Annotated in this window: 18 protein-coding genes; 6 read left to right on the top strand and 12 right to left on the bottom strand. The window is 64.7% G+C overall.

Going from position 1 to position 26,539, the window contains the following annotated elements:
- Positions 1-38: 38 nt before the first annotated feature.
- Positions 39-1,985, bottom strand: a complete 1,947-nt coding sequence (locus tag FRZ40_RS04760; protein WP_028368465.1) for an ATP-binding cassette domain-containing protein — start codon at positions 1,983-1,985, stop codon at positions 39-41.
- Positions 1,986-2,110: 125 nt separating this feature from the next.
- On the opposite strand from FRZ40_RS04760, the gene FRZ40_RS04755 reads away from it, so the two are divergent.
- Complete coding sequence (locus FRZ40_RS04755; RefSeq protein ID WP_028368464.1) at positions 2,111-2,599, top strand: glutathione peroxidase; 489 nt, start codon at positions 2,111-2,113, stop codon at positions 2,597-2,599.
- A 6-nt stretch (positions 2,600-2,605) separates the two neighbouring features.
- On the opposite strand, the gene cls is transcribed toward FRZ40_RS04755, so the two are convergent.
- The 6 genes from cls to dapC all read right to left on the bottom strand — a co-directional run bounded on the left by cls (position 2,606) and on the right by dapC (position 8,886).
- Positions 2,606-4,042: a cardiolipin synthase gene (gene cls / locus FRZ40_RS04750; RefSeq protein ID WP_147233511.1), complete on the bottom strand. Its 1,437-nt coding sequence runs from the start codon at positions 4,040-4,042 to the stop codon at positions 2,606-2,608.
- Positions 4,043-4,247: 205 nt separating this feature from the next.
- Positions 4,248-5,135: a 50S ribosomal protein L3 N(5)-glutamine methyltransferase gene (prmB, locus tag FRZ40_RS04745; protein ID WP_147233510.1), complete on the bottom strand. Its 888-nt coding sequence runs from the start codon at positions 5,133-5,135 to the stop codon at positions 4,248-4,250.
- Between the two features lie 15 nt (positions 5,136-5,150).
- Complete coding sequence (dapE, locus tag FRZ40_RS04740) at positions 5,151-6,290, bottom strand: succinyl-diaminopimelate desuccinylase (RefSeq protein ID WP_147233509.1); 1,140 nt, start codon at positions 6,288-6,290, stop codon at positions 5,151-5,153.
- 88 nt (positions 6,291-6,378) lie between these two features.
- Positions 6,379-6,744, bottom strand: coding sequence for an ArsC family reductase (locus tag FRZ40_RS04735; protein WP_028368460.1), 366 nt, complete (start codon positions 6,742-6,744; stop codon positions 6,379-6,381).
- Complete coding sequence (gene dapD / locus FRZ40_RS04730; protein ID WP_028368459.1) at positions 6,744-7,571, bottom strand: 2,3,4,5-tetrahydropyridine-2,6-dicarboxylate N-succinyltransferase; 828 nt, start codon at positions 7,569-7,571, stop codon at positions 6,744-6,746. Before dapD ends, FRZ40_RS04735 begins: the two co-directional genes overlap by 1 nt.
- Before the next feature lie 97 nt (positions 7,572-7,668).
- Entirely contained in the window at positions 7,669-8,886 is a 1,218-nt protein-coding gene (gene dapC / locus FRZ40_RS04725; RefSeq protein WP_147233508.1) for a succinyldiaminopimelate transaminase, read from the bottom strand.
- Between the two features lie 416 nt (positions 8,887-9,302).
- Between dapC and FRZ40_RS04720 the strand changes: the two genes are divergently transcribed.
- The 3 genes from FRZ40_RS04720 to FRZ40_RS04710 all read left to right on the top strand — a co-directional run bounded on the left by FRZ40_RS04720 (position 9,303) and on the right by FRZ40_RS04710 (position 15,395).
- The gene (locus FRZ40_RS04720; RefSeq protein WP_028368457.1) at positions 9,303-10,289 is read left to right on the top strand and encodes a DMT family transporter; all 987 of its coding nucleotides are present in this window, start codon (positions 9,303-9,305) and stop codon (positions 10,287-10,289) included.
- Between the two features lie 166 nt (positions 10,290-10,455).
- The gene (smc, locus tag FRZ40_RS04715) at positions 10,456-13,974 is read left to right on the top strand and encodes a chromosome segregation protein SMC (protein WP_147233507.1); all 3,519 of its coding nucleotides are present in this window, start codon (positions 10,456-10,458) and stop codon (positions 13,972-13,974) included.
- A 182-nt stretch (positions 13,975-14,156) separates the two neighbouring features.
- On the top strand, positions 14,157-15,395 hold the full coding sequence (locus FRZ40_RS04710) for a cell division protein ZipA C-terminal FtsZ-binding domain-containing protein (protein ID WP_147233506.1): 1,239 nt from the start codon (positions 14,157-14,159) through the stop codon (positions 15,393-15,395).
- Positions 15,396-15,544: 149 nt separating this feature from the next.
- On the opposite strand, the gene FRZ40_RS04705 is transcribed toward FRZ40_RS04710, so the two are convergent.
- A complete protein-coding gene (locus tag FRZ40_RS04705) occupies positions 15,545-16,462 on the bottom strand; it encodes an alpha/beta fold hydrolase (RefSeq protein ID WP_240057087.1) in 918 nt (305 codons plus the stop codon).
- Between the two features lie 165 nt (positions 16,463-16,627).
- On the opposite strand from FRZ40_RS04705, the gene ligA reads away from it, so the two are divergent.
- Both ligA and def read left to right on the top strand, forming a co-directional pair.
- Positions 16,628-18,679, top strand: a complete 2,052-nt coding sequence (gene ligA / locus FRZ40_RS04700; protein ID WP_028368453.1) for an NAD-dependent DNA ligase LigA — start codon at positions 16,628-16,630, stop codon at positions 18,677-18,679.
- Entirely contained in the window at positions 18,676-19,209 is a 534-nt protein-coding gene (def, locus tag FRZ40_RS04695; protein WP_028368452.1) for a peptide deformylase, read from the top strand. Before ligA ends, def begins: the two co-directional genes overlap by 4 nt.
- 170 nt (positions 19,210-19,379) lie before the next feature.
- Here the strand turns inward: def and FRZ40_RS04690 are convergent, their stop codons facing one another.
- The 4 genes from FRZ40_RS04690 to map all read right to left on the bottom strand — a co-directional run bounded on the left by FRZ40_RS04690 (position 19,380) and on the right by map (position 26,167).
- On the bottom strand, positions 19,380-20,693 hold the full coding sequence (locus tag FRZ40_RS04690) for an IS5 family transposase (protein WP_147233505.1): 1,314 nt from the start codon (positions 20,691-20,693) through the stop codon (positions 19,380-19,382).
- Positions 20,694-20,838: 145 nt separating this feature from the next.
- Positions 20,839-22,743 (bottom strand): pseudouridine synthase, encoded by a 1,905-nt coding sequence (locus tag FRZ40_RS44310; RefSeq protein WP_167528639.1) that lies wholly within the window; start codon positions 22,741-22,743, stop codon positions 20,839-20,841.
- A gap of 6 nt (positions 22,744-22,749) precedes the next feature.
- On the bottom strand, positions 22,750-25,329 hold the full coding sequence (locus FRZ40_RS04680; RefSeq protein WP_028368450.1) for a [protein-PII] uridylyltransferase: 2,580 nt from the start codon (positions 25,327-25,329) through the stop codon (positions 22,750-22,752).
- A gap of 25 nt (positions 25,330-25,354) precedes the next feature.
- Positions 25,355-26,167: a type I methionyl aminopeptidase gene (gene map, locus FRZ40_RS04675; RefSeq protein WP_028368449.1), complete on the bottom strand. Its 813-nt coding sequence runs from the start codon at positions 26,165-26,167 to the stop codon at positions 25,355-25,357.
- Positions 26,168-26,539: the final 372 nt, after the last annotated feature.

The raw sequence follows: 26,539 nt of genomic DNA, 5'->3' as shown, positions 1-26,539 counted from the left end.
GCTTCCCTGTCTGATCCTTCGCCTGGGCGAAGGGGCCGTTAGCCGATTTGTTCGAGTTCCTCGTGCGCTTCGAGCCATTCGGCTTCGAGCGTTTCGAGTCGTGCGTTGACATCCGCCTGACGGCGTATCGCGTCCGTCAGCTTCGTTTTCTGCTCCGCGGCGTAGCTGGCGGGATCGGCGACGAATGCGTCGAGCGCCGCCTTTTCTGCGTTCAGCGCGTCCATTTCCTTTTCGATCTTCGCGATGCGCGTTTGCAGCGGCTTCTTCAGATGCGCGAGCTTCTGGCGCGTTTCCGCTTCCTGGCGGCGCTGCTCTTTGCGGTTCACCGATGCGTCCGCGCCGCCTGCACTGCCGTTCCCTGCCGCGCCGTCGGCCGCTTTCAGGGCGGCGCGCTGCTCGGCGGCATGCTGCAGCAGCCAGTCGCGGTAATCGTCGAGATCGCCGTCGAATGGCTCCAGCCTGTGCTTCGCGACGAGCATAAACTGGTCCGTGGTCGCGCGCAGCAAATGCCGATCGTGCGACACGAGGATCAGCGTGCCTTCGAACTGCGCGAGCGCCATGGTCAGCGCGTGGCGCGTTTCGAGGTCGAGGTGGTTGGTCGGTTCGTCGAGCAGCAGCAGATTAGGCTTCTGCCAGATGATCAGCGCGAGCGCGAGACGCGCTTTTTCGCCGCCGGAGAAGGGCGCGATGGCGGCTGTCGCCATGTCGCCAGAAAAGTTGAAGCTGCCGAGGAAGTCGCGCAACTCCTGTTCGCGCGTGTCGGGCGCGAGGCGCGCCAGATGCTGCAAGGGCGAGTCGTCGGGCCGCAGCGTTTCCAGCTGATGCTGCGCGAAATAGCCGATCTGCAGGCCCTTGCCTTGGCGCACATGGCCGCCGAGCGCTTCCAGCGTACCCGCAAGCGTCTTGATCAGCGTCGACTTGCCCTGGCCGTTCGCGCCCAGCAGGCCGATGCGCTGTCCGTTCTGGATGGACAGCGCGACGCGCTCGACGATGGGAATCTCGCCGCCGTCCGCCGCGTGATAGCCGCAGCGCACGTCTTCCATCACCATCATTGGATTCGGTGCCGAGTCGGGTGTGCGGAACTCGAAAGTAAACGGTGACGCGATATGCGCTGGCGCGATCAGTTCCATCTTTTCGAGCGCCTTCATCCGGCTCTGCGCCTGGCGCGCCTTGGTCGCCTTCGCCTTGAAGCGGTCGACGAAGCTTTGCAGATGCTCGATGGTCTTGCGCTGCTTCTCGTATGCGCTCTGCTGCAACGCGAGCTGCTGCGCGCGCAGCACTTCGAATTGCGAGTAGTTGCCGCCGTACCGCTTGATCTGCTGGTTCTCGAGATGCAGCGTAACATTGCAGACCGAATCGAGAAATTCGCGGTCGTGCGAGATCACGACCAGCGTGCCCGGATACCGGTGCAGCCAGTCTTCGAGCCAGACGATGGCGTCGAGATCCAGGTGGTTGGTCGGTTCGTCGAGCAGCAGCAGGTCCGAGCGGCACATCAGCGCCTGCGCGAGATTCAGCCGCATGCGCCAGCCGCCCGAAAAGCTGCCGACGCCGGCACGTGTCTGGTCGAGCGTGAAGCCGAGGCCGAGCAGCAGGGCTTCGGCGCGTGCAGGCGCCGTGTAGCCGTCGGCATCGGCGAAGGCGGCGTGCGCTTCGGCTTCGGCCGCGCCGTCATGCGCGGCGGAGGCGGAAGCGATGCGGGCCTCTATGGCGCGCAGAGCGGCGTCGCCGTCGAGCGTGTATTCGAGCGCGGTCTTGTCGACGGCGGGCGTTTCCTGCGCGACGTGCGCGATCTGCCACGACGGCGGCATGGAGGCATCGCCGCCGTCGGCGTGCAGTTCGCCGAGCAGGACGGAGAACAGGGTCGATTTGCCCGCGCCGTTTGCACCCACCAGACCGGCTTTCTCGCCGGGATTGAGCGAGAACGTGGTCTGTTCGAAAAGCGGTTTCGTGCCGCGCGCGAGACTGAACTGGTTGAAGCGGATCACAACGAGGCCGGCTGAAAGAAAAACGCTATTTTAGACTGCGCGGCGCGCGCCCGGCATTGGCCGATTGGCCAGGTGGCGCGCGGCACGGGAGCCATTAGACTAACGACATTCCTGGAGGGCGACACATGGCGGACAAGTCTTCGATTTATTCCTTCTCGGCACGCACGCTGGACGGCGAGCCGGTCAGTCTCGAACGTTACGACGGCAAGGTGATGCTGATCGTCAACACGGCGAGCGAATGCGGTTTCACGCCGCAATATGCGGGCTTGCAGAAGCTGCACGAGCAATACGCGGCGCGCGGGCTGCAGGTGCTGGGTTTTCCGTGCAACCAGTTCGGCAAGCAGGAGCCCGGCGACGCCGCACAGATCGGCGCGTTCTGCGAGAAGAACTATGGCGTCACGTTCCAGATGTTCGACAAGATCGACGTCAACGGCTCGGATGCGCATCCGCTGTTCAGGTATTTGAAGGACGAGGCGCCCGGCGTGCTCGGACTCGAAGCGATCAAGTGGAACTTCACGAAGTTTCTGGTCGACCGCAACGGCAAGGTCGTCAAGCGCTACGCGCCGACCACGAAGCCGGAAACGATCACGGACGACATCGAGGCGCTGCTGTAACACGCATCAGAGTATCGGTGCGAACAGGCGCGCTACATGCATCAGCACGCGCCGCCAGGCAGGCGCGTTGCGATACTCGCCGCGGTCTATCTCGAACGATTGGGCGAAGTCGCGCAGCAGCATGTCTTCGACCTCGACGGCAAAGGCGTGATCCACGGTCAGCACCATGATCTCGAAGTTCAGGCGGAACGAACGGTTGTCGAGATTCGCGCTGCCCACGGCGGCCGCCACGTCGTCGATCAGCACCACCTTCTGATGCAAGAAACCCGGCCCGTAGCGGAAGATGCGCACGCCGGCTCGTATCGAGTCGTATGCATAGAGCTTCGACGCTTCGAACACCACGCGATGATCGCGCCGGCTCGGAATCAGGATGCGCACGTCGACGCCGCGCAGCGCCGCAAGTCGCAGCGCAGCGAACACGGCTTCGTCGGGCACGAGATAGGGCGTCGTGATCCAGATGCGCTCGCGTGCCGCGTTGATCGCTTCGACGAAGAACAGCGAGCAGGTCTCCTGCTTGTCGGCCGGACCTGTCGGCACGACGAGGCAGTGCATGCCGTCGCGGGGCTGGACAGGCGGCGAGTCGAACTGCGGCAGATCCTGCGTGGCCCAGTACCAGTCTTCCGTGAACACGAACTGGATGCTCGCGACCACGGGGCCGCGCACTTCGATGTGCGTATCGCGCCACGGCGAAAGAGGCGGCTTGCCGCCCAGATACTCGACGCCGACGTTGTGGCCGCCGACGAACGCGCGCTCGCCGTCCACCACAACGATCTTGCGGTGATTGCGAAAGTTGAGCTGGAAACGGTTGACGAACTTCCGGTTCGTTGCAAACGGGTGCATCTGCACGCCTCCCGCGAGCAGCGACGCGACGTAGCGGTGCGGCAGGTCGAAGCTGCCGATGCTGTCGTACAGCACATACACGCGCACGCCTTGCGCGGCCTTCGCGAGCAGCGCGTCCTTGAGCATGTCGCCGAGCGCGTCGGCACGCACAATGAAGAACTGGACGATCACGTAGTGCTGCGCCTTCTCGATCGCGTCGAGAATCGCGGAGAACGTCGCCTCGCCGTTGACCAGCGTACGCACGCTGTTGCCGGGCAGAAACGGCATGCCGGAAAGACGCGTGAGCGAGCGCACGAAGTGATGCCCGAGCGCTTCCGTCGGACGGCCGTGCGATGAGGCTTCCGTGTCCCATTCGGGCGGATGCGCGCGCGTGCGCAGCGTTTCGTTTTCGAGGCGGCGCGCGTCGGCGTAACCGGCGAACTTGCTGCGCCCGAGAAACAGATACGGGACGAGCGTCAGATACGGCATCGCGACAAGCGACACCGCCCACGCGATCGCGCCTTGCGACGTGCGGGTATGCAAAATGGCATGGCACGCCGCGATCACGCCCAGCGCGTGGGCGAGGAACACGAGTGTGCCGATGTGGAGCAGGTCGAATTGCATAAGCGTGCGAGCGATGACCGTCGCGCTGCGCGTGGTTGACTTCGTGGTTCCAGCAGCGCGGTCGCGCTCATATTACAGAAAGCGCCCGCGTCGCGGTCAGGCAGTCAACGCTTCGCCTCGAATCCGCCAGCCCGAAAGCACACGACGCACGGCGCCCCGAGGAGCGGCGTGCGTCGCGCGATGCAGCGGTAGCAGCGTGCAGACGTCAGTTGGCGGGAAGGTCGCTGGCCTGGATCAGGAACACGTTATCGTCGCCGGCGCTCGTTGACATCCACACGAGGTCGAGGCCGCCGAACGCCGCTTCGACATGCGCGCGTTCGTTGCCGATCTCGACGACCAGCACGCCGTCGTCGGTCAGCCAGTTGCGCGCATCGGCAATGATGCGGCGCACGATGTCCATGCCGTCGGCGCCGCCCGCCAACGCCATTTCGGGCTCGTGCCTGTACTCGGGCGGCAATGCCTTCATCGAATCGGCATTGACGTACGGCGGATTCGTAATGATCACGTCGTAGCGGCGCTCGGGCAACGGCGTGTACAGGTCGCCTTCGAAGAGCGCGATCCGTTCTTCGAGCTGGTATTCGTGGACATTGCGGGCCGCGACTTCGAGCGCGGCGGGCGACAGGTCGACGGCGTCGATATCGGCATTCGGGAATGCGTAGGCCGCGAGAATCGCGAGACACCCGGAGCCCGTGCACAGTTCGAGCACCGCGCCAACCTGTTCGGGGTCCTCGACATACGGCTGCAGGCCGTCCTGCAACAGTTCGCCGATGAACGAACGCGGCACGATCACGCGCTCGTCGACATGGAAGCGATGCCCGTGCATCCACGCTTCCTGCGTGATGTAGGCGGCGGGCACGCGATCTTTCGCGCGCCGTTCGACCACCTTCAGCACCGATTCGATTTCTTCTTGCGTCAGGCGCGCGTCGAGAAACGGCTCGAGCAGGTCGATGGGCAGATGCAGCGTGTGCAACACGAGATACGCGGCTTCGTCATAAGCGTTCGACGAGCCGTGGCCGAACGCCAGCCCGGCCTGGTTGAAGCGCGACACCGCGTAGCGCAGCACGTCGCGAACCGTGGAAAACGGATGAGTCATAGTCGAGGCCCTCCGTCAGGCGATCAGTTGTTCGAGCACGCGTCGGTAGACGTTCTTGAGCGGCTCGATATGTGCGACTTCGATATGTTCGTCGATCTTGTGGATGCTCGCATTCAACGGACCGAATTCGACGACCTGCTTGCAGATGCGCGCGATGAAGCGGCCATCCGAGGTGCCGCCCGTCGTCGACAGCTCCGTCGCGATGCCTGTTTCGTCGTGGATCGCCTTTTCCAGCGCGTTCGACAGTTCACCGCGCGGCGTGAGAAAGGGCAGGCCGCTCACGGTCCACTTCAGATCGTAGTCGAGACCATGCTTGTCGAGAATCTGGTGCACGCGGCCTTGCAGGCCGTCGACCGTGCTTGCCGTCGAGAAGCGGAAGTTGAACATCACCTCGGCATGGCCGGGGATGATGTTGGTCGCGCCCGTGCCGCTGTGCAGGTTCGACACCTGCCAGGTCGTGGGCGGGAAGTATTCGTTGCCTTCGTCCCAGTGCTCGGCGACCAGTTCGGCGAGCGCGGGCGCGAGCAGATGCACCGGGTTCTTCGCCAGATGCGGATACGCGATATGGCCTTGCACGCCCTTCACGGTCAGCTTGCCCGACATCGAGCCGCGGCGGCCGTTCTTCACCATGTCGCCGAATTGCACGCTCGAGGTCGGCTCGCCCACGACGCAATAGTCGAGACGCTCGCCGCGCGCCTGCAGCGCTTCGACGACTTTCACCGTGCCGTCCGTCGCCGGACCTTCTTCGTCGCTCGTGATGAGCAGCGCGAGCGACCCGCGATGCTGCGGGTGCGCGGCCACGAACTCTTCGCTCGACACCACGAAGCCGGCAATCGACGCCTTCATGTCGGCGGCGCCCCGGCCGTACAGCTTGCCGTCGCGATGGGTCGGCTCGAACGGCGCGGAGGTCCATTGTTCGAGCGGGCCTGTCGGCACGACATCGGTATGGCCCGCGAACGCGAGCAGCTTGCCGTCCTTGCCTGCGGTGCCGCGCTTGACGGCCCACAGGTTCGTCACGCCATTCGATTCGATCGTTTCGCATTCGAAGCCGATCGCCGACAGGCGCTCGATCAGAAGGCGCTGGCAGTTCTGGTCGTCGGGCGTCACGGACGCGCGGCCGATCAGGGCTTCGGTAAGGGCAAGAGTGCCGGACATCGATGCAGTTCCAAACTCAGGTGAAAAAATGCCGGCCCAGGAAGGCCGGCAACAACATGGGTACTTCGGGCAGGCGTGCTGCGCCCGTTCAGCCGAACAGCGTCTCGTACTGCTCGGCGGAAAAGCCCAGCGTTTTCACGCGGCCGTTCACGACCACCACGGGCCGCTTGATGATCGACGGTTTGTGGATCATCAGCGCGATCGCGCCCGCCGTCGTATCGGCTTCCGCCTTGTGCACGTCGGACAGGCCGCGCCAGGTCGTGCCGCGCTTGTTGATGAGCTGCTCCAGCGACACGTCCTTCAGCCAGTCCTGAACCAGCGCATTCGACACGCCCGCCTTCTTGAAGTCGTGAAACTCGAACTCGACGCCGTGTTCTTCGAGCCACACGCGGGCTTTCTTCACGGTGTCGCAGTTCGGAATGCCATAGACGACAGTCGTCGCGGCCTTCGCCATCAGTCGCCTCGCAGCAGTTCGTTCAGGCCGACCTTCGCGCGCGTTTTGGCGTCGACCTTCTTGACGATCACTGCGCAGTACAGGCTGTGCGAACCGTCCTTCGACGGCAGATTGCCCGCGACCACCACCGAGCCCGCCGGAATGCGGCCGTACGACACTTCGCCTGTTTCGCGGTCGTAGATCTTGGTGCTCTGGCCGAGATACACGCCCATCGAGATCACCGAGTTTTCTTCGACGATCACGCCTTCCACGACTTCCGAACGCGCGCCGATGAAGCAGTTGTCTTCGATGATGACGGGGTTTGCCTGCAGCGGCTCCAGCACGCCGCCGATGCCCACGCCGCCCGACAGGTGCACGTTCTTGCCGATCTGCGCGCACGAGCCCACGGTGGCCCACGTATCGACCATCGTGCCTTCGTCGACGTACGCGCCGATGTTGGTGTACGACGGCATCAGCACGACGTTCTTCGCGATGTACGAGCCGCGGCGCGCGATGGCGGGCGGCACGACGCGAAAGCCGCCTGCGGCGAAGTCTTCAGCCGTGTAGTTGGCGAACTTTGACGGCACCTTGTCGTAGAACTGGGAGTAACCGCCGGCCGGCATCGGCGCGTTGTCTTCCAGACGGAACGACAGCAGCACGGCCTTTTTCAGCCACTGGTTGACGACCCAGTCGCCGTCCTTCTTTTCGGCGACGCGCAGCGCGCCTTTGTCCAGTTGCTCGATGGCGTGCGCGACGGCTTCGCGCACTTCGGCGGGTGCGGCCTTCGGCGACAGGTCGGCGCGGTTGTCCCAGGCGTTATCGATGATCTGCTGAAGTTGTTGCGACATGTTCGTGGTGCTCTTTCGAGAGAGTTGAAATCGGAAAGCGGGTGAGGGCGGAGCGCAGCGGCGGCGCTCCGCGACGTGCATGAATCTGCCGAAGAAACTAGCGTTTCAGCGAGCGGCAGAAATCGACGATGCGCTGCACGCCCTCCGTGCATTCGTCGACGCCCGCGACCAGCGCGAGGCGGACAAAATCGCGGCCGGGGTTCGTGTCGTGCGCGGTGCGCGCGAGATACGAGCCGGGCAGAACCGTCACATTATAGTCGGCGTACAGGCGCTGGGCGAACTCGGTATCCGACAGGCCCGTGCGCGCGACGTTCGCCCACAGGTAGAACGCGGCGTCGGGCAGCTTGACGTCGAGCACGTCGGCGAGCATCGGCGTCACCGTCGAAAACTTCTGCACGTACATCGCGCGGTTTTCGCGCACGTGCGTTTCGTCGTTCCACGCGGCGATGCTCGCCGTCTGGTAGACGGTCGACAATGCCGCGCCGTGATACGTGCGGTACAGCAGGAACTGCTTGAGTATCGACGCGTCGCCCGCGACGAAACCCGAGCGCATGCCCGGCACGTTCGAGCGCTTCGACAGGCTCGACAGCATGACGAGCCGCTCGAAGCCGCGGCCCAGCTTGTGCGCCGCTTCCAGGCCGCCGAGCGGTGGCCGCGACTCGTCGAAATAGATCTCGGAGTAGCATTCGTCCGACGCGATCACGAAGCCGTGACGATCCGACAGTTCGAACAGTTCGCGCCAGTCGTCGAGCGTCAGCACGGCGCCCGTCGGGTTGCCCGGCGAGCAGACGTAGAGCAGCTGCGTGCGCGCCCAGACGTCGGCGGGGATGGCCCGGTAGTCGCAGGCGAAGTTGCGTTTCGGGTCGCTATTGGCGAAATAAGGCTGCGCGCCCGCCAGCAGCGCCGCGCCTTCGTAGATTTGATAGAACGGGTTCGGACAGAGTACGATCGCAGGTTCGCCCCCGGCGTTTTTCTTCGGGTCGATCACCGTCTGCGCAAGCGCGAACAGCGCCTCGCGCGAGCCGGCCACAGGCAGCACCTGCGTGGCGGGATCGACGGGCGGCAGGTTGTAGCGTGTCGTGATCCACTTCGCGATCGCTTCGCGCAGCGCAGGCGCGCCGACGGTCGCCGGATAGGCCGCGAGGCCGCCGAGCGAATCGATCACGGCCTGGCGGATCAGATCTGGCGTTGGATGTTTCGGCTCGCCGATCCCGAAGCTGATGTGCGAGAGATGCGCGGGCGGCGTGACATCCTTGAAGAGCAAGCGCAGCTTTTCGAAGGGATAGGGCTGAAGGGAGTCGAGTAGCGGGTTCACTTGGCGGTTCGGGCGTGTGTTCGGCGTGGACTGACACAGGTGAAGGCGGCGCGCTGAAGCCATCGGCGTGAAGGCCCGGATGCGTGGCAACGCCTGGCATGCGGACGGCTGACGGCTTGGGCGAGGAGTGACCGATTATAGCGTGTCGGCAGGCCGCGGCACGGCGCATTGGCCGATCGGACAAGGCTTCGCGCTGCCGCAGCATGCGCGCTGCGAGCAAGGGGCACAAGGCATCGGACAAGGCATCGGACAAGGCGGCATGCGCCCGGCACGGCGCAACGCGGGCAGCACCCCGATTGCAACGGTAACGAATTCAGAGGCAACGGCTGGCAGCGATGACGCGCCGCCGTCGTCCGCAACACACGAGGCAGACAGGCAATGCAACACAGGCTGGACATCGGCGGGAGCGCCGCGCGATGAATCTCTCGCTTCGCAACGCGTGGCCCACGCTCGCGATCATGATGGGCGCGTCCGTATGGGGCATGGTCTGGTATCCGCTGCGCATGCTTCACGCGCTCGGCGTGACGGGCACGGCGGCGAGCGCGCTGACGAGCGGCGCCGGGTGCCTGTTCGTGCTGCTGGTCCGGCGCAGCGCGATCAAAACGGTCCGCTGGCACTGGCTGCTGCCCGCACTCGCGCTGTTCGCGGGCATCACCAATCTCGGCTTCGTGTGGGGCGCGATTCACGGCCAGGTGATGCGCGTGCTGCTGCTGTTCTATCTGACGCCCGCCTGGACCGCGCTCTTCGCGCATTTCATCCTGCACGAACGGCTGACGTGGGCGGGCGCGGGTCTTGCAGCGCTGTCGCTGGCGGGGGCGATGATGATGCTGTGGTCGCCGCAGCTGGGGCTGCCCGTACCGGGGAGCCTGGCCGAATGGGCGGGTCTCGCGGCGGGGATGTCGTTCGCGATGAGCAACGTGCTGATTCTCAAGACGAGCCGCGAATTGCCGGACATGCGCGCCGAGATGCGCACGGCCGTGATTTTCGGCGGCGCGGCCATCTTCGGCGCGTGCGCGTCGTTCTTCGAATCGACTCAAGCGGCGCCCGCGGGCGCGCACATCGGCGAGGCCGTGCTGCTCGTGCTCGGAATCGGCTTCGTGCTCGCGACCAACAACATGCTCGTGCAGTACGGGCTTGCGCGCGTGCCGGCGAACCGGGCGTCGATCATCATGCTGTTCGAGATCGTCGTGACAGCGCTCACGGCCTGGCTGTTCGCCGGTGAGGTGCCCGGTCCGCGCGAGTGGGCGGGCGGCGCCTGTATCGTGCTGGCCTCGGCGCTGTCGAGCTGGGTGCACCGCGCGAGGCCCGCCGAAGCGGCGGACGCCGGGAGAACCGGCGATCCGGACGGCACCGACACGGACCCCGATGGCAACGGTAAGAATCGCCCACGCGCGATGGTATGATTCCCCCTCATTGGCCGGCGGTGCAGCGTAGCGCGCGCCGCGGCGCCGGAATCGCAGCGGGCTCGCGCTCCGTTGTGCCGCCAGGCGGGCAGGGAGCCGCAGGCAGTTTGCACATCGAACCCGCGCGTTCCGTTTCCATAAATTATTTTCAAACAGCGATATCGCCGTGCGTCTGACCTCGATCAAACTCGCTGGCTTCAAGTCATTCGTCGATCCCACGCATTTCCAGGTTCCGGGCCAGCTTGTCGGCGTGGTCGGTCCCAACGGTTGCGGCAAGTCCAACATCATCGATGCCGTGCGCTGGGTGCTCGGCGAATCGCGCGCCTCGGAGCTGCGCGGCGAGTCGATGCAGGACGTGATCTTCAACGGCTCGACGGCGCGCAAGCCGGGTAGCCGCGCCAGCGTCGAACTCGTGTTCGACAATGCCGACGGCCGCGCCGCCGGCCAGTGGGGCCAGTATGCCGAAATCGCCGTCAAGCGCGTGCTGACGCGCGACGGCACCTCGAGCTACTACATCAACAACCTGCCGGCGCGCCGCCGCGACATTCAGGACATCTTCCTCGGCACGGGTCTCGGCCCGCGGGCCTACGCGATCATCGGGCAGGGCATGATCGCGCGGATCATCGAGGCGAAGCCCGAAGAACTGCGCGTATTCCTCGAAGAAGCCGCGGGCGTGTCGAAGTACAAGGAACGCCGCCGCGAAACCGAGAATCGTCTGCACGACACGCGCGAGAATCTGACGCGCGTCGAAGATATCGTCCGTGAACTCACGACGAATCTGGAAAAGCTAGAAGCGCAGGCGGTTGTCGCAACGAAGTTCAAGGACTTGCAGGCGGAAGGCGAAGAGAAGCAGCGTCTGCTGTGGCTGCTGCGCCGGAACGAAGCGGGCACCGAGCAGGACAAGCAGAAGCGCGCGATCGAGCAGGCGCAGATCGACCTCGAAGCGCACACCGCGAAACTGCGTGAAGTCGAAGCGCAGCTGGAAACGCTGCGCGTCGCGCACTATTCGGCCAGCGACGCGATGCAGGGCGCGCAAGGCGCGCTGTACGAAGCGAACGCCGAGGTGAGCCGCCTCGAAGCCGAAATCAAGTTCATCGTCGAATCGCGCAACCGTGTGCAGGCGCAGATCGCCGCGCTGACGGCGCAGCGCGAGCAATGGCTCGCGCAGGCGCAAAAGGCGCAGGACGATCTCGAAGACGCGGAAATCCAGCTGGGCGAAGGCGAAGAGAAGGCCGTCATCGCCGAAGAGGCGGCGGCCGCGAAGCACGACGCAATGCCCGCGCTCGAAGCGCGCTGGCGCGATGCGCAGTCGCAGCTGAACGACGAGCGTGCCGGCATCGCGCAGACCGAGCAGGCGATCAAGCTCGAAGCCGCGCATCAGCGCAATGCCGACCAGCAGTTGCAGCAGTTGCAGCAGCGCCAGGAGCGTCTGAAGACGGAAGCGGGCGGTCTCGATGCACCGGACGAGGCGCAGCTCGAAGAACTGCGCATGCAGCTCGCCGAGCACGAAGAGATTCTGCGCGAAGCGCAGGAGCGTCTCGCCGACGCGCAGGACACGCTGCCGCGTCTCGACGGCGAACGCCGCGCCGCCCAGGAGCGCGTGCAAGCCGAAAGCGCGCAGATCCACCAGCTCGAAGCACGCCTTGCCGCGCTGCGCCAGTTGCAGGAGAACGTGCAGACGGAAGGCAAGATCCAGCCATGGCTCGACAAGCACGAACTCGGCGCGCTGCCGCGTCTGTGGAAGAAGCTGCATGTCGAAGCGGGTTGGGAAACCGCGCTCGAATCGGTGCTGCGCGAGCGCCTCGCCGCGCTCGAAGTGTCGAACCTCGATTGGGTCAAGCACTTCGTCAGCGACGCGCCGCCCGCCAAGCTCGCGTTCTATGCGCCGCCCGCGGCCGGCCAGCCCGTCGCGGCTCCGGCGTCGCTGCGGCCGCTGTTGTCGCTGGTGCGGATCGACGATGCCGGTATTCGCGCCGTGCTCAACGACTGGCTCGGCAACGTCTTCGTCGCCGACGATCTGCCGCAGGGGCTGTCGATGCGCACGCAACTGCCGGAAGGCGGCGCGTTCGTCGTCAAGGCGGGCCATGTCGTGACGCGCGTCGGCGTGCAACTGTATGCCGCCGATTCGGAACAGGCGGGCATGCTTGCGCGCCAGCAGGAAATCGAAAACCTGACGCGTCAGGTGCGTGCACAGGCGCTGCTCGCCGAAGAGGCGAAGGCCGCGGCGATTCGCGCGGAAGCCGCGCATACCCAGGCGTCGAATGCGCTGACGGAAGTGCGCCAGCAAGCAGAGCGCGCCACCCAGCGCGTGCATGCGCTGCAAATGGACGTGCTCAAGCTCACGCAGGCGCACGAGCGTTACACGCAGCGCAGCACGCAGATCGGCGAGGAGCTCCAGGAGATCACCGCGCAGATCGACGAGCAGCGCGCGTTGCGCGCGGAATCGGAAGCGAATTTCGAGCGCCACGATGCCGAACTGGCCGAATTGCAGGCACGTTTCGAAGATAACCAGCTCGCGTTCGAGTCGCTCGACGAAGAACTGAGCAATGCGCGCAACGGCGCGCGCGATCTCGACCGCGCCGCGACCGACGCGCGCTTCGCCGCGCGCAACATGGCGAACCGGATCGACGAACTGAAGCGCAGCATTCAGGTCGCGCACGAGCAGAGCGATCGCGTGGCCGGCTCGCTCGAAGACGCCCGTGCCGAACTCGAAACGATCAACGAACAAACGGCGCACACGGGCCTGCAGGACGCGCTCGATATTCGTCGCGTCAAGGAAGAGGGTCTGCATGCCGCGCGTCTCGAACTCGACGATCTGACCGCGAAGCTGCGTGCGTCAGACGAACTGCGTCTGACGACCGAGCGCGCGTTGCAGCCGCTGCGCGACCGCATCACCGAGTTGCAGCTGAAGGAACAGGCCGCGCGCCTGAACGCCGAGCAGTTCATCGAGCAACTGACGGCGGCGGGCGTCGACGAGGCCGAACTGCAGGCGAAACTCACGCCGGACATGAAGCCGTCGTACCTGCAAGGCGAAGTGACGCGCATCAACAACGCGATCGCCGCGCTCGGCCCCGTCAACATGGCCGCGCTCGACGAGCTGAAGGCGGCGAAGGAGCGCAAGACGTTCCTCGACGCGCAGTCGGCCGACCTGACGAACGCGATCGAAACGCTCGAAGACGCGATCCGCAAGATCGACCAGGAAACGCGCACGCTGCTGCAAGGCACGTTCGACGAAGTGAACCGTCATTTCGGCGAGCTGTTCCCGCGTCTGTTCGGCGGCGGGCAGGCGAAGCTGATCATGACGGGCGACGAGATTCTCGATGCCGGCGTGCAGGTCATGGCGCAGCCGCCAGGCAAGAAGAATTCGACGATTCACCTGCTGTCGGGCGGCGAGAAGGCGCTCACGGCGACGGCCCTCGTGTTCGCGATGTTCCAGCTGAATCCGGCGCCGTTCTGTCTGCTGGACGAAGTGGACGCGCCGCTTGACGACGCGAACACCGAGCGTTTCGCGAACCTTGTGCGCGCGATGTCGGACAAAACACAGTTCCTGTTCATTTCCCACAACAAGATCGCGATGGAAATGGCGCAGCAACTGATCGGGGTGACGATGCAGGAGCAGGGCGTGTCGCGGATCGTGGCTGTCGACATGGAAACGGCTGCGGGATTTGTCCAGAATATCGTTTAAACGTCCACCCGCGCATCGCCCGGTCTCAGGTCGTGCCGCGCGCGGGTGTTGCTGAAACAGAATTGATTTCGCTGCGCGTCTTCGCCCGCAGCGGCGGTATGTGTCACCTCGGGTGCCATTTGCCAGCCGCGCGAAACCGGCATGGTGCGCAACGACAAAAAAGAATTGCAGATGGAGCGTGCATGGACGAGTTGACACTCGGTTTGATCGGCGCGGGCGCCGTGGTGGTCGGGGGGGTGGTGGTCTATAACGCGTGGCAAGGCGCAAAGGTCCGTCGCAAGATGCCGCGGCCGATGCCCGCCGATGCGGCAGAACCGCTCGCCAGGGACGACCAGGACGAGCAGAGCCCCTTCATCGAGCCGGCGCGTCCGACGACGCGCCGGGAACCGGCAGCGGGCGAGCAGGCAGACGTCGCGCGCGTCGAACCGACCTTCGGCGGCGCCGCACCGCTCGACACACCGGCCGACATCCAGGCCGAGAATACGTCGCCCAACGGTTTCCCCGAAGAGGAAACGTCCGGGCAGCTCGCGGGTGAACAGCTTGCCGAGGACGAGCGCAGCGAGCCGATCTTGCCCGCTGCGACGACCATTTCTTCGGCGCCACCCGCCATCGTCGATCGGCGTATCGACTGCATCGTGCCGCTCAGGCTTGCTGCACCCGTCGCGGGCGACAAGGTGCTGCCGCTTGCACAGCGTCTGCGTCGAGCGGGCAGCAAGCCCGTGCATATCGAAGGCAAGCCGGAAGGCGGCAGCGCATGGGAGCTGCTGCAAAACGGCTTGCGCTACGAGGAACTGCGCGCGGCCGCGCAGCTTGCGAACCGAAGCGGCCCGCTCAATGAGCTCGAGTTCTCCGAATTCGTGACGGGCGTCCAGCAATTCGCGGATGCGCTCGACGCGTCGCCCGAGTTTCCGGACATGATGGAAACGGTCTCGATGGCGCGCGAGCTCGACGGTTTTGCCGCGCAATGCGATGCGCAGCTGTCGATCAACGTGCTGTCCGACGGCGCGCCGTGGTCGGCGAACTACGTGCAGGCGGTTGCATCGCAGGACGGACTGCTGCTGTCGCGCGACGGCACACGCTTCGTCAAGCTCGACGGGAAGCAAAGCCCCGTCTTCATGCTTCAGTTCGGCGACACCAACTTCCTGCGCGATGATCTCACGTACAAGGGCGGCCAGATGATCACGCTGGTGCTGGACGTGCCCGTCGCCGACGAAGATATCCTGCCGTTCCGTCTGATGTGCGATTACGCGAAGTCGCTGGCTGAGCGCATCGGCGGCCGCGTGGTCGACGACGGTCGCCGTCCTTTGCCGGAAAGCGCGCTGCTCGCCATCGAGAAGCAGTTGATGACGCTTTATGCGAAGCTCGAGCAAGCGGGCATTCCGGCTGGCTCGCCCGCGACGCGGCGACTGTTCAGCCAGTAAGCGCAGCAAGCGCGTCGAGTGAGTCGCGCGACAAAGCTTTCTTCGCTGCCGACCAGCACACCGCCTGATGCACCTCGGTGCTTCAGGCGGTTTTCATTTGCGCTTACCGGTTCTCGCGATCGCGTCAGGCAGCGCTGGCGTGGGCGGCCCTATCCGACGTCGTCCTGCCACGGCTGCCCGCTGATCCACGCCTTGATCGCGGCGACCACCGCTTCATCCCTTCCATAGAATCCATGATGCGACAGCGCCTCACACGGTTCGCCGCGCACGTCGCCGCCATGCACGGTGATCAGCGCGTACTGGCTGCTTTCGGCGATGCGTCTCACCGCTTCGTACGAACAGAGAAAGCAGCCGTCGTCAGCGTGATGCACGAATAGCTGCCGCGCATGGATCGCGCCGTAGTCGAAACCGATCAGCGGCGTGGCCTGGCCGCGCGCGGGACTGCTGAGTGTCGACGTGTGCACGACGGCGTCCCACACGTCGGGCAACGCACGGCCCGCATAAGCCGTCGAGATGGTGCCGCGACTGGTGCCGACCAGCACGAGCCTGGCCCGCGGGAAACGGCTGTGCAGATCAATGGCGACCTGCGCGAGATCCTGAGCTGAACGCGGCGACGCACGGAACGCATCGGAGTAGCCGCCGGGTTGATCGGAGGGGGCGTCGACAATGGCAGTCGCGAATTGCGCATCGACGAACAGATGGCGGGCGCGAATCAGGAAGTTGTTCTTCTCGCGCAGGCGGATTGCCCCGTCGGGCTGTTGCGAGAGTTCGAGGTTGCCCTTGCTGCCGGGCAGCATCACGAGGATCCAATGAGGCTGGCTGCCGTCCTGTTGCGTAAGCAGATAGGCGATCGACGCGCCTTGTGCGAGCGGCACGTCGATCACCTGTTCGCTGGCCCCGGCGCCCGCTGGCCGCAGGATGGCGAGCGCGGCCAGCAGCCAGAACAGGTGTCGCTTGAAACGGATCACGAGGGCAGACATGGCGGCGGATTCTCCCGGTCGATGCGTGCCGCTGTGAATGGTCGGCACGCGATGGACGGCAGCCGACACGGTCGCATTGCAGGACATGCGCTGTCAACGATTTGCCCATCAGTTGGCCAATCGGCCAGGACTTGTAGGAGTGCGTTCCGGCTGGGTTTGCGGGCGCACGAAACTGGCCATCCGGCCGATGCGACAGGAAGCGCTTCCTGAGATAATCTGGCATCCCGTTACTCTTGCCGAAACGCCGACAGCATGGCCCGAACCCAAGTCACTGATCCTGCAACCAGTTCACCTGCCGAGCGGGCGTTGTGGCTGCGCGACGAACTCGAGCGCGCGAACTACGCGTACTACGTGCTCGACCAGCCGGACCTGCCCGACGCGGAGTACGACAAGCTGTTCAAGGAACTGCAGCTGATCGAAAGCGAGCATCCCGATCTGATCACGCCGGACTCGCCCACGCAGCGGGTCGGCGGCGAGGTCGCTAGCGGCTTTCAGCCTGTCGTGCACGACAGTCCGATGCTATCGCTGAACAACGGCTTCTCGGACGAAGACATCGCGGCCTTCGACAAGCGCGTGTCGGACGCGCTGCATCACGCGCGCGTCGATTACGCGTGCGAACTGAAGTTCGACGGACTCGCCATCTCGCTGCGCTATGTGGACGGCCGGTTCACGCAGGCGGCCACGCGCGGCGACGGCGCGACGGGCGAGGACGTGACCGAAAACGTGCGCACCATTCGCTCGATTCCACTCAAGCTCAAGGGCAAACGCGTGCCGAAACTGGTCGACGTGCGCGGCGAAGTGCTGATGTTCAAGCGCGATTTCGACAAGCTGAACCAGCGTCAGCGTGACGCGGGACAGCGCGAATTCGCGAACCCGCGCAACGCGGCGGCGGGCAGCCTGCGTCAGCTGGATCCGAAGATGACGGCGCAGCGTCCACTGTCGTTTTTCGCATATGGAATTGGCGTGCTCGACGGCAACGAGATGCCGGGCACGCACAGCGAACTGCTTGACTGGTATCACGAGATGGGCTTGCCCGTGAACAGCGAGCGCGCCGTCGTGCAGGGTGCGGAAGGGCTGCTGGGCTTCTTCCACAAGGTGGGCGAAAAGCGCGACGCGCTGCCGTACGACATCGACGGGGTCGTCTACAAGGTGAACCGGCGCGATCAGCAGGACGTGCTGGGTTTCGTGTCGCGCGCGCCGCGCTTTGCGCTCGCGCACAAGTTTCCTGCGCAGGAAGCGCTGACGAAATTGATCGCCATCGACGTGCAGGTCGGACGTACGGGGGCGATCACGCCCGTTGCGCGCCTCGAGCCCGTGTTCGTCGGCGGAGCGACCGTGACGAACGCGACACTGCACAACGAGGATGAAGTGCGTCGCAAGGACATCCGCATCGGCGACACCGTAATCGTGCGGCGCGCGGGCGACGTGATTCCAGAGGTGGTCGGCGCGCTGCTCGACCGGCGCCCGGCCGACGCACGCGAGTTTGTGATGCCGACGGCGTGCCCCGTGTGCGGTTCGGCGATCGAACGTCTGCCCGACGAGGCGATCGCGCGCTGCTCGGGCGGGTTGTTCTGCCCGGCGCAGCGCAAGCAGGCGCTGTGGCACTTCGCGCAGCGCCGCGCGCTGGATATCGACGGCCTTGGCGAAAAGATCATCGATCAACTGGTCGAGCTGAATCTGGTGCGCACGCCTGCCGACCTCTTCAATCTGGGCTTTGCGACGCTCGCCGAACTCGACCGTTTCGCCGATAAGTCCGCGCAGAACCTGATCGACTCGCTGGAGAAGGCCAAGCACACAACACTGGCGCGCTTCATCTATGCGCTCGGTATCCGGCACGTCGGCGAATCGACCGCGAAGGATCTGGCAAAGCACTTCGGTTCGCTCAATCCCATCATGAGCGCGACGGTCGAAGAACTGCTCGAAGTGAACGACGTCGGCCCCATCGTCGCGGAGGCGATCCATCAGTTCTTTGCCGAGGAGCACAACCGCACTGTGATCGAGCAGTTACGTGCGCCCGGCAAGGTCACATGGCCCGAAGGTCCGCCCGCGCCGAAAGCGCCGCAGGGCGTGCTGGCGGGCAAGACGGTCGTGCTGACAGGCACGCTGCCCAACATGGGCCGCGACGAAGCGAAAGAGTTGCTGGAAGCGGCCGGCGCGAAGGTGGCCGGTTCGGTATCGAAGAAAACCGATTACGTGGTGGCCGGTGCGGAAGCGGGCAGCAAGCTCGCGAAAGCCGAGGAACTTGGCATCCCCGTGCTCGACGAAGATGGTATGCGTAAGCTCCTGGAGGGGCACACAACATGATCCACGAAATCCTCAAGATGGGTGACCCGCGCCTGTTGCGCATCGCCAAGCCGGTCGATCATTTCGACACACCCGAACTGCACGAACTCGTTCGCGACATGTTCGAGACGATGCACGACGCTAACGGCGCGGGGCTGGCAGCACCGCAAATCGGCGTCGACCTTCAGGTGGTGATCTTCGGCTTCGGCCATAACGAACGTTATCCCGACGCGCCTTCCGTGCCGGAAACGGTGCTGATCAATCCGACCGTCACGCCCGTTTCGCTGGATACGGAGGAGGGCTGGGAGGGATGTCTGTCGGTACCGGGCTTGCGCGGCGCGGTGAGTCGCCTGTCGATGATCCGCTATCACGGCTTCGATCAGTTCGGCAAACCAATCGATCGCGTCGCCGAGGGTTTCCATGCGCGTGTCGTTCAGCACGAGTGCGATCATCTGATCGGCAAGCTCTATCCGATGCGAATCACGGATTTCTCGAAGTTTGGCTTTACCGAGGTGCTGTTTCCCGACCTCGATCCGAAAGCGGACGACTGAGTTTCAGAGCCGATAAAGAAAAAGCCCGCAGTTCATTGCTGCGGGCTTTTTCGTTTGAGTAGTCGCCCCTGAACAATTCATTTTCGGCTTCTTCTGGCGCCAAGGTTGAACGATGTCGCCATTGTCAGGCGGCATCGTAACGCCTGCGGTTACCTTGTCCGTTTAACTGCCTAACTCGCCGGCGCAGAGGCTGCATAGAGCATCGCGAGAATGAGCGCACAAATAAACCTCAGCTTCCTGAGGATCAGGCGCAGATTGTGACCTGCACCGCACAGGACAGCGTGCAGCGCATCACCCAGAGCACCCTTCAACCAGTTACGCCCGAGCTTGCCGTCGCTCTTCATGTGTCCAATAGCTGGCTCAATGGCGCTGCGCCGCCGGATCATCACACGCAACGCTCGCGTCACACCGCGGCGCAATCCTGGATGCCAGATCTTGACGCCTTCGATGTCAACGCCCCGATAGCCCCGATCAACGAAGACTGTCTCAGGCTTTACCTCACTCAGAATGTGCGCCTGTTCAAGCGCTTCTTCCAGCGTATGCCCATCGTACGGATTGCCCGGCATCGAACGCATGCCCACCACCAGCCCTTCACGGTGTGTCGTGACGATCGACACTTTCACACCAAATTCGTACGGCTTGCGCGCTTTGCCTTTGGACAGGCACTCCACCTCGGGCGCATGCAAGGCGTACAGCTTGTTTTTGTCTTTCGGCTTCTGCGTCAGGATGCGCTTCGTACGGTTGATCAGTTCACCCAGCGTCGCGCGTGCAGCCTCGTCAACCTGATCCAGCTGCCGCTGGACATCGCGCATCACACGGCCCACGCGCGAGCGCAACGTGCGCAGGGATTTCTTCATGCGCCGGAACTGCTTCGCGTGCGCATACCTGCCAATCTGGGCAGCCAGGCGTGGCGCCTCGCGATTGTAGTTTTGCCGTAGCTTCAACCCGTGACGCGCGGCTGCTTTAACCAGATGCTCCCGGCAACGCTCAAGCAGACGCGAGTCAGTCGGATGTGCGATGGCCTTTTCTGCCACCGTCGTATCGACAATCACCCGCTTCGCACTGCTGGCCTTGATCACATCCGCGCGCCGTGCCGCCTCGATCGTCTCGGCCAGCAACTCCTCTACGCCGGCCTCACCCAGCCTCGCGCGCCAGCGCGTGAGGCTCGACGGATCAACCGGTGGCTTCGTCTGCAGGTACGTTTCGCCCGTAAAAACCTGCCAGTATGGATTTTCAACCCATTGCCACACGACTTCCTCATCCGACAGGCCGAAGGCATGCTGCAGGTACAGCAGGCCCGCGATCAACCGCGTACTTGTGGCAGGACGCCCGCGATGCGAGCGAAAGCTCTCACTCATCGCCCGATCCAGCTGGTCCCACCGGATCAGATCAGCCAGCCTCACCAAGGAATGCTTCAGGTTGATCTGCTCGCGCAGTGGTTGCCGGAAGAAATCGCCTTCGCTTACCGGTGTCTTCGGACCCATCCAGACCTCGACAGAATTTGCAGGATTTCGCCTTTAATGTGCCAGGTTCCTGCAATTGCATCAACCTCTTTCTGCCTCAAACCCTTGCTGCGAAAGGCGTCGCGATTTGTTCAGAGTCGACTGAGTAGAGGCAGCGCCGCTGCGCTTAGAACGCCTCGTCCGGGCCGAGATAGCGCCACTGTCCGGGTGGCAACGCGCCGAGCATTACGTGACCCATCCGGACGCGCTTGAGGCCCACCACGTGCAGGCCGACCAGTTCGCACATGCGGCGAATCTGGCGTTTCTTGCCTTCACGCAGCACGAAGCGCAATTGCTCGCCGTTTTGCCAGCTGACCATGGCGGGCTTGAGCGGTACGCCGTCGAGTTCGAGACCGTGGCGCAGTTTCGCCAGACTTTCGGCCGGGAATTCGTGCTCGACATCCGTCTCGACGTCGCCATAGCTGACGCGCACCAGATATTCCTTGTCGATCTCCGAATGCCCGCCGATCAGCTGCTTCGCGATGCGTCCGTCCTGCGTCAGCACGAGCAGGCCCGTGGAGTCGATGTCGAGGCGACCCGCGGGCGCCAGCTGTCGCAGATGGACAGCCGAGAAGCGGATATCGGTGCGGTCGCCCTCCCAGCGGTTCTCGGGTTTGACGAGCGTCACGGCCGGCTCGTAGCCGTCTTCCGCCTGTCCCGACACATAGCCGACCGGCTTGTGCACGAGTATCGTCACCTGTTTCTGCTGCGCGGCCTGCGCGGCGGGATCGATCTGGATATCGGCGTCCGGACGGACCTTCGTGCCGAGCGTATCCACGACGACACCGTCGACGGTCACCCAGCCTTTCTCGATCCACTCGTCCGCTTCGCGGCGCGAGCACAAACCCAGTTCGGACATCAGTTTCGACAGGCGCAGATTGCCGGGAGCGTCGTTGAATTCGCCCTCGTCGCGCTGACGCGGCGCGGCCGCCGGTCGAGCCTTGCGCGCTGTCTTTTCGGCGGGACGGTCGAAGCGCGCCGGGCGGTCGAAACTGTCTTCGACCGGGCGCGCGTCGCGTCTGGCTTTCGTCGCACGCGGGGTGGTCTTGGGCGGGGCGTCGCTGGCGCGCTCCGCGTAGGCAGCCTTGACGGGTTTTGCGTAAGTACGTTCGCCGCGAGCTTCCGTGTCACCGCTGCGTGCACGACGTGGTGCGCCTTCGCCGCGCGGGCGGCCTTCGGGCGTCGCGCCGCGATCTTCGTAGGACGGTCTGGCGGGACGCGCATAAGCGCGTTCGCCGCGCACGTCCGGTCGGTCGCCGCGCGGGGCGCGCGGTGCACGGCCTTCCGTGGCGTCGTCGCGGTAACGTCGCTCCGTGCGTTCGTGCGACGGTGCGCCTTCAGCGCCGCGTGCCGTACGCGGGCCACGGCGGCCGTCGTCGTTCTCGCGGGGTGCGCGCCGTGCGCCACGAGCATCGTCGTCACGCGAGAAGCGCGGCGCGCGTTCGCCCGAACCTGCCGGACGGTCGCCCCGCGGAGGGCGATCGGACGAAGTGCGCCGATCGGCTCGCGCCTCGGCATCGCGGCGGAACCCCGTACCGGCGGAGGCGCCTTCCTTGCGTGCCGGGCGATCACCTGCCGGACGACGTTCGTACGAACCGGGAGCGCCACGTTCGCGTGACCCTGCACCGGCGGCGCGCGGCGGACGGTCGCCTGCCGGACGACGCTCGAACGAACCGGAATCGCTGCGCTCGCGCGAACCCGCACCCGCTGGACGCGCTGGACGATCTTCAGAGCGCGCGGAAGCGCCGTTGCGTGCACCCGACGACGGGCCGCGCCGTTCTGCCGGCGCACCGGCCGCATTGCTCCTCGGGGCCGGACGCCTTGGCGCGTCACTCGAAGTGGTCGAGCCGCGGCGCGCAGCGGGTGCGCCCGCCGATGCACCGGCGCTGCCGCGCGGTGCCTTCGGCGCAGCGGGTTTGTCGGCCGGGGCTGCCGATCGGGTCGGCTTGCGGGCAGTGCTGCTGCCCGAACGCACAGGGGCGCGTTCGGACGAAGCCGGCCGCGGATGCTTGGCTGTCAGTTTGACTCGCATGAAATCTCACACTGCGATCGCGCGCAGCAGCTCCGTTTCGACCTGGATTTGTCGTCGGTTGTCCGAGAGGCCGTGTCCGTCCAGTAGGAACACGTCCTCGACGCGTTCGCCGAGTGTATTGATCCGCGCCGCATGGACGCCGACCCGGTGCTCGGCCAGCACGCGCGCGATCGAATAAAGAAGGCCTGGCCGGTCGTTGGCCGACACGGACAGGATGTAATACTGGCCGCGTTCGTCGGCCCGCAGGTCGACGCGCGGCGTCACGGGGAACGTGCGCGACAGGCGCGACAAACGGCCCTTCGACGGTTCCGGCAGTAGCGTGCCTTCCGCTCTCAGGCGCTCTGCCAGTTCCTGTTCGACGAGGTTGGCGATGTCGCGGTAATGGACGTCACGCTCCGTGTGCGCGACAAGGAAGTTGTCGAGCGCGTAGCCGTGTCGGGTGGTGCTGACGCGTGCATCGAGCACGGACAGCGAATTGCGGTCGAAATACGCGCAGATGCCTGCGAACAGATCGGGGCGGTCCTTCACGTAGACGAGCACTTGCAACGCTTCGCCGATGGGCGACGGCCGCGCGCGCACGATCGGCGTCTCTGTCTCGACATGGCGATGCAGCACGCGCGTCTGCCACGCGATATCGGCGGCATCGTGGCGCAGGAAATAGCCGACGTCGAGCTTGTCCCACAGCGCGCGGTGCGCGTTCTCGGGCACCGTTTCGAGCCGCAAGAGCGCGAGCGCTTCTTCCTGACGCTGCTTGAGTTCCGAGTGCGCATCGGGACGCGCGCCGCCGAGCACGGCGAGCGTCGCGCGGTACAGGTCTTCGAGCAGTTTGCCTTTCCACGTATTCCAGACCTTCGGGCTGGTGCCGCGAATGTCGGCGACCGTCAGCAGATACAGCGCGGTCAGGCGCCGCTCGGTACCGACCAGATCGGCGAAACGCTTGATCACTTCCGGGTCGCTCGTGTCCTGCTTCTGCGCGACCTGACTCATGGTCAGGTGATGCTGGACTAGCCAGACGACCAGCGCCGTGTCGTCGGCGGACATGTCGTGATCGCGGCAGAAACGGCGCGCGTCGGCCATGCCGAGCGTCGAGTGATCGCCGCCGCGGCCTTTCGCGATGTCGTGGAACAGGGCGGCCACGTACAGCACGTACGGCCGCTCGAAATTCGCGATCAGCTGGCTGCAGAACGGATATTCATGCGCGTGCTCCGCGACCGCGAAGCGGCGCATGTTCCGAAGCACCATCAGAATGTGCTGATCGACCGTATAGACGTGATACAGATCATGCTGCATCTGTCCGACGATGCGGCGGAAGTTCAGCAGATAGCGTCCGAGCACGCTGGTCTGATTCATCAGACGCATCGCGTGCGTGATGCCGGCCGGCTGCTTGAGAATTTCCAGGAATAAATGCCGGTTTTCCGGATCGCGGCGCCAGCGGTGATCCATCTTGTCGCGCGCGTTGTACAGCGCGCGCAGCGTGCGCGCCGACAGCCCCTTGATGCCGGGTGTCTTTTCGTAGAGCAGAAAGGCTTCGAGAATTGCGTTCGGCTCGCGCTCGAACACGTCGTCGCTGGCGATTTCCAGCATGCCCTGCTTTTCGACGAAACGATCGGACAGAACGCGCGTAATGCCGCTTGTGCTAGGAAACAGTTGCGCTTCGATGTTCTGGATCAGGATCGTCGACAGCTGCGTGACGGCTTTCGCCGCCCAATAATAGCGGCGCATCAGCTGTTCGCTCGCGCGGCGTGCGGCTGTCGCCTTGAAACCGAAGCTCTCGGCGAGCGGCGTCTGCAGGTCGAACACCAGAATGTCCTGGCGACGCCCCGCCAGCACGTGCAGACGGGCCCGCAGCGTTTTCAGAAAGCCTTCGTTGCGACGTAGTTCGCGCGCTTCGCGGTCGGTGATCAGGCCGCGTGCATCCAGTTCGCGCCAACTGCTGCCGAAGCTGGCCGCCTGTGTGATCCACAGAATCAGCTGAAGGTCGCGCAATCCGCCCGGGCTTTCCTTGATATTCGGTTCGAGCGAATAGGGCGTGTCCTGGAATTTCGCATGGCGCTGACGCATTTCCAGCACTTTTGCCTGGAAGAATGCGCGCGGATCGAGCGCGTCCCGGTAGCGCAGCGAAAAGCTCTCAAACAGCGTCGTGCTGCCGACGATGCGCCGCGCTTCGAGCAGTGAGGTCTGCACAGTGACGTCGTTGGCCGCTTCCTCGATGCATTGCGACACCGTGCGCACGCTGCTGCCGAGTTCCAGTCCGAGATCCCACGCAAGGCCAATGAAGCGCTCAATGCGTGCGTCGAGATGCGGCATCGGCTCGTCGGGCAGCAGCACGAGAATGTCGATGTCGGAGTGGGGCGCCAGTTCGCCGCGCCCGTACCCGCCGACGGCCAGCAGCGCCAGCGAGGCGGGCAGATCGCAGGCTGTCCAGGCGCCGCGCAGCGCGTCGTCGGTGATGCGCGCGAGCGCGTGCATCAGCGTATCGACGTTGGACGCGGTCTTGAAGCGGTCGAGCAGCGGGGTCTTGGCCACCTTGTAATCCGCCTTGAGAGACGTGGCATCGGAATGGGCGACAGCGTGAACGCTACTCATAGGCGGCGGGTGGCGGCAAAGATGATCAGGCCGTGGCGGCGGCGACGATTTGCGGACGCGCGGGCGTGCCTTCCGACACGGTCAGCACTTCGTAGCCCGTCGGCGTGACGAGGATCGTGTGCTCCCATTGCGCGGACAGGCTGCGGTCCTTGGTCTTGACGGTCCACTGGTCGGGCATCGTGCGGATATCGCGGCGGCCGGCGTTGATCATCGGCTCGATCGTGAAGATCATGCCCGCCTGCAGTTCGATACCCGTGCCGGGGCGGCCGTAATGCAGGATCTGCGGCTCGTCGTGAAACACCTGGCCGATGCCGTGCCCGCAATATTCGCGCACCACGCTGTAGCCAAGCCCTTCCGCGTGCTTCTGGATCGCATGGCCGATATCGCCGAGATGCGCGCCCGGGCGCACCTGCTCGATACCGAGCCACATGCATTCGTACGTGGTCTGGGCGAGGCGCTTCGCCATGATCGAACCCTCACCGACGATGAACATGCGGCTCGTGTCGCCGTAATAGCCGTTCTTGATCACGGTGACGTCGATATTGAGCGCGTCGCCGTTCTTCAGCGCCTTGTCGCCGGGGATGCCGTGGCAGATCACGTCGTTTACCGACGTGCACACGGCCTTCGGAAACGGCGGATAGCCGGGCGGCTGGTAATTCAGCGGCGCGGGAATCGTGCCTTGCACGTTCGTCATGTATTCGTGGCACAGACGGTCGAGTTCGCCCGTCGTGACACCGGGTTTGACGAACGGGGTGATGTAGTCGAGCACCTCGCTCGCGAGCCGTCCGGCGATGCGCATCTGCGCGATATCGTCTTCGTTTTTGAGCGTAATAGCCATGAGTCGGGCCTGAAATGCGGTTTATCGTGGAATTATCGCACCTTATTCGCGCGATCGCTGGTTTTTGCGGGGCGATCAGGCGTGCCGGCGAGCTTCCGGAGCCGCTTCGGCGGCCGGTCGGTGCCCACCGAACCGCCACGAGGCGCAACCGGCAGCATAAGCCTGGGCAACCGGGCAGGTTGAGTCCTGCAATGCTCGCGTGCTATACTCTTTGGCTAAGTCAATCGTCAGTTTGAATATTTTGTCCACTCTGGCGGCGGACTTCCTCGCGAGCGGGGTGTGTATTCACTGAATTCGCACTGAAAATTCGCGAGATTCGCAAGCCGGCGCACCCAGGGTGTTCGCGGCGTCAGGTCTTCCCGAGAGCGGCGA

Origin of the sequence: Paraburkholderia azotifigens, from assembly GCF_007995085.1 — a bacterium.
In the GTDB taxonomy this organism is placed as follows: Bacteria; Pseudomonadota; Gammaproteobacteria; order Burkholderiales; family Burkholderiaceae; genus Paraburkholderia; species Paraburkholderia azotifigens.
Note: the sequence above shows the minus strand (reverse complement) of the source record. Positions and strands in the feature narration are given on the sequence as shown.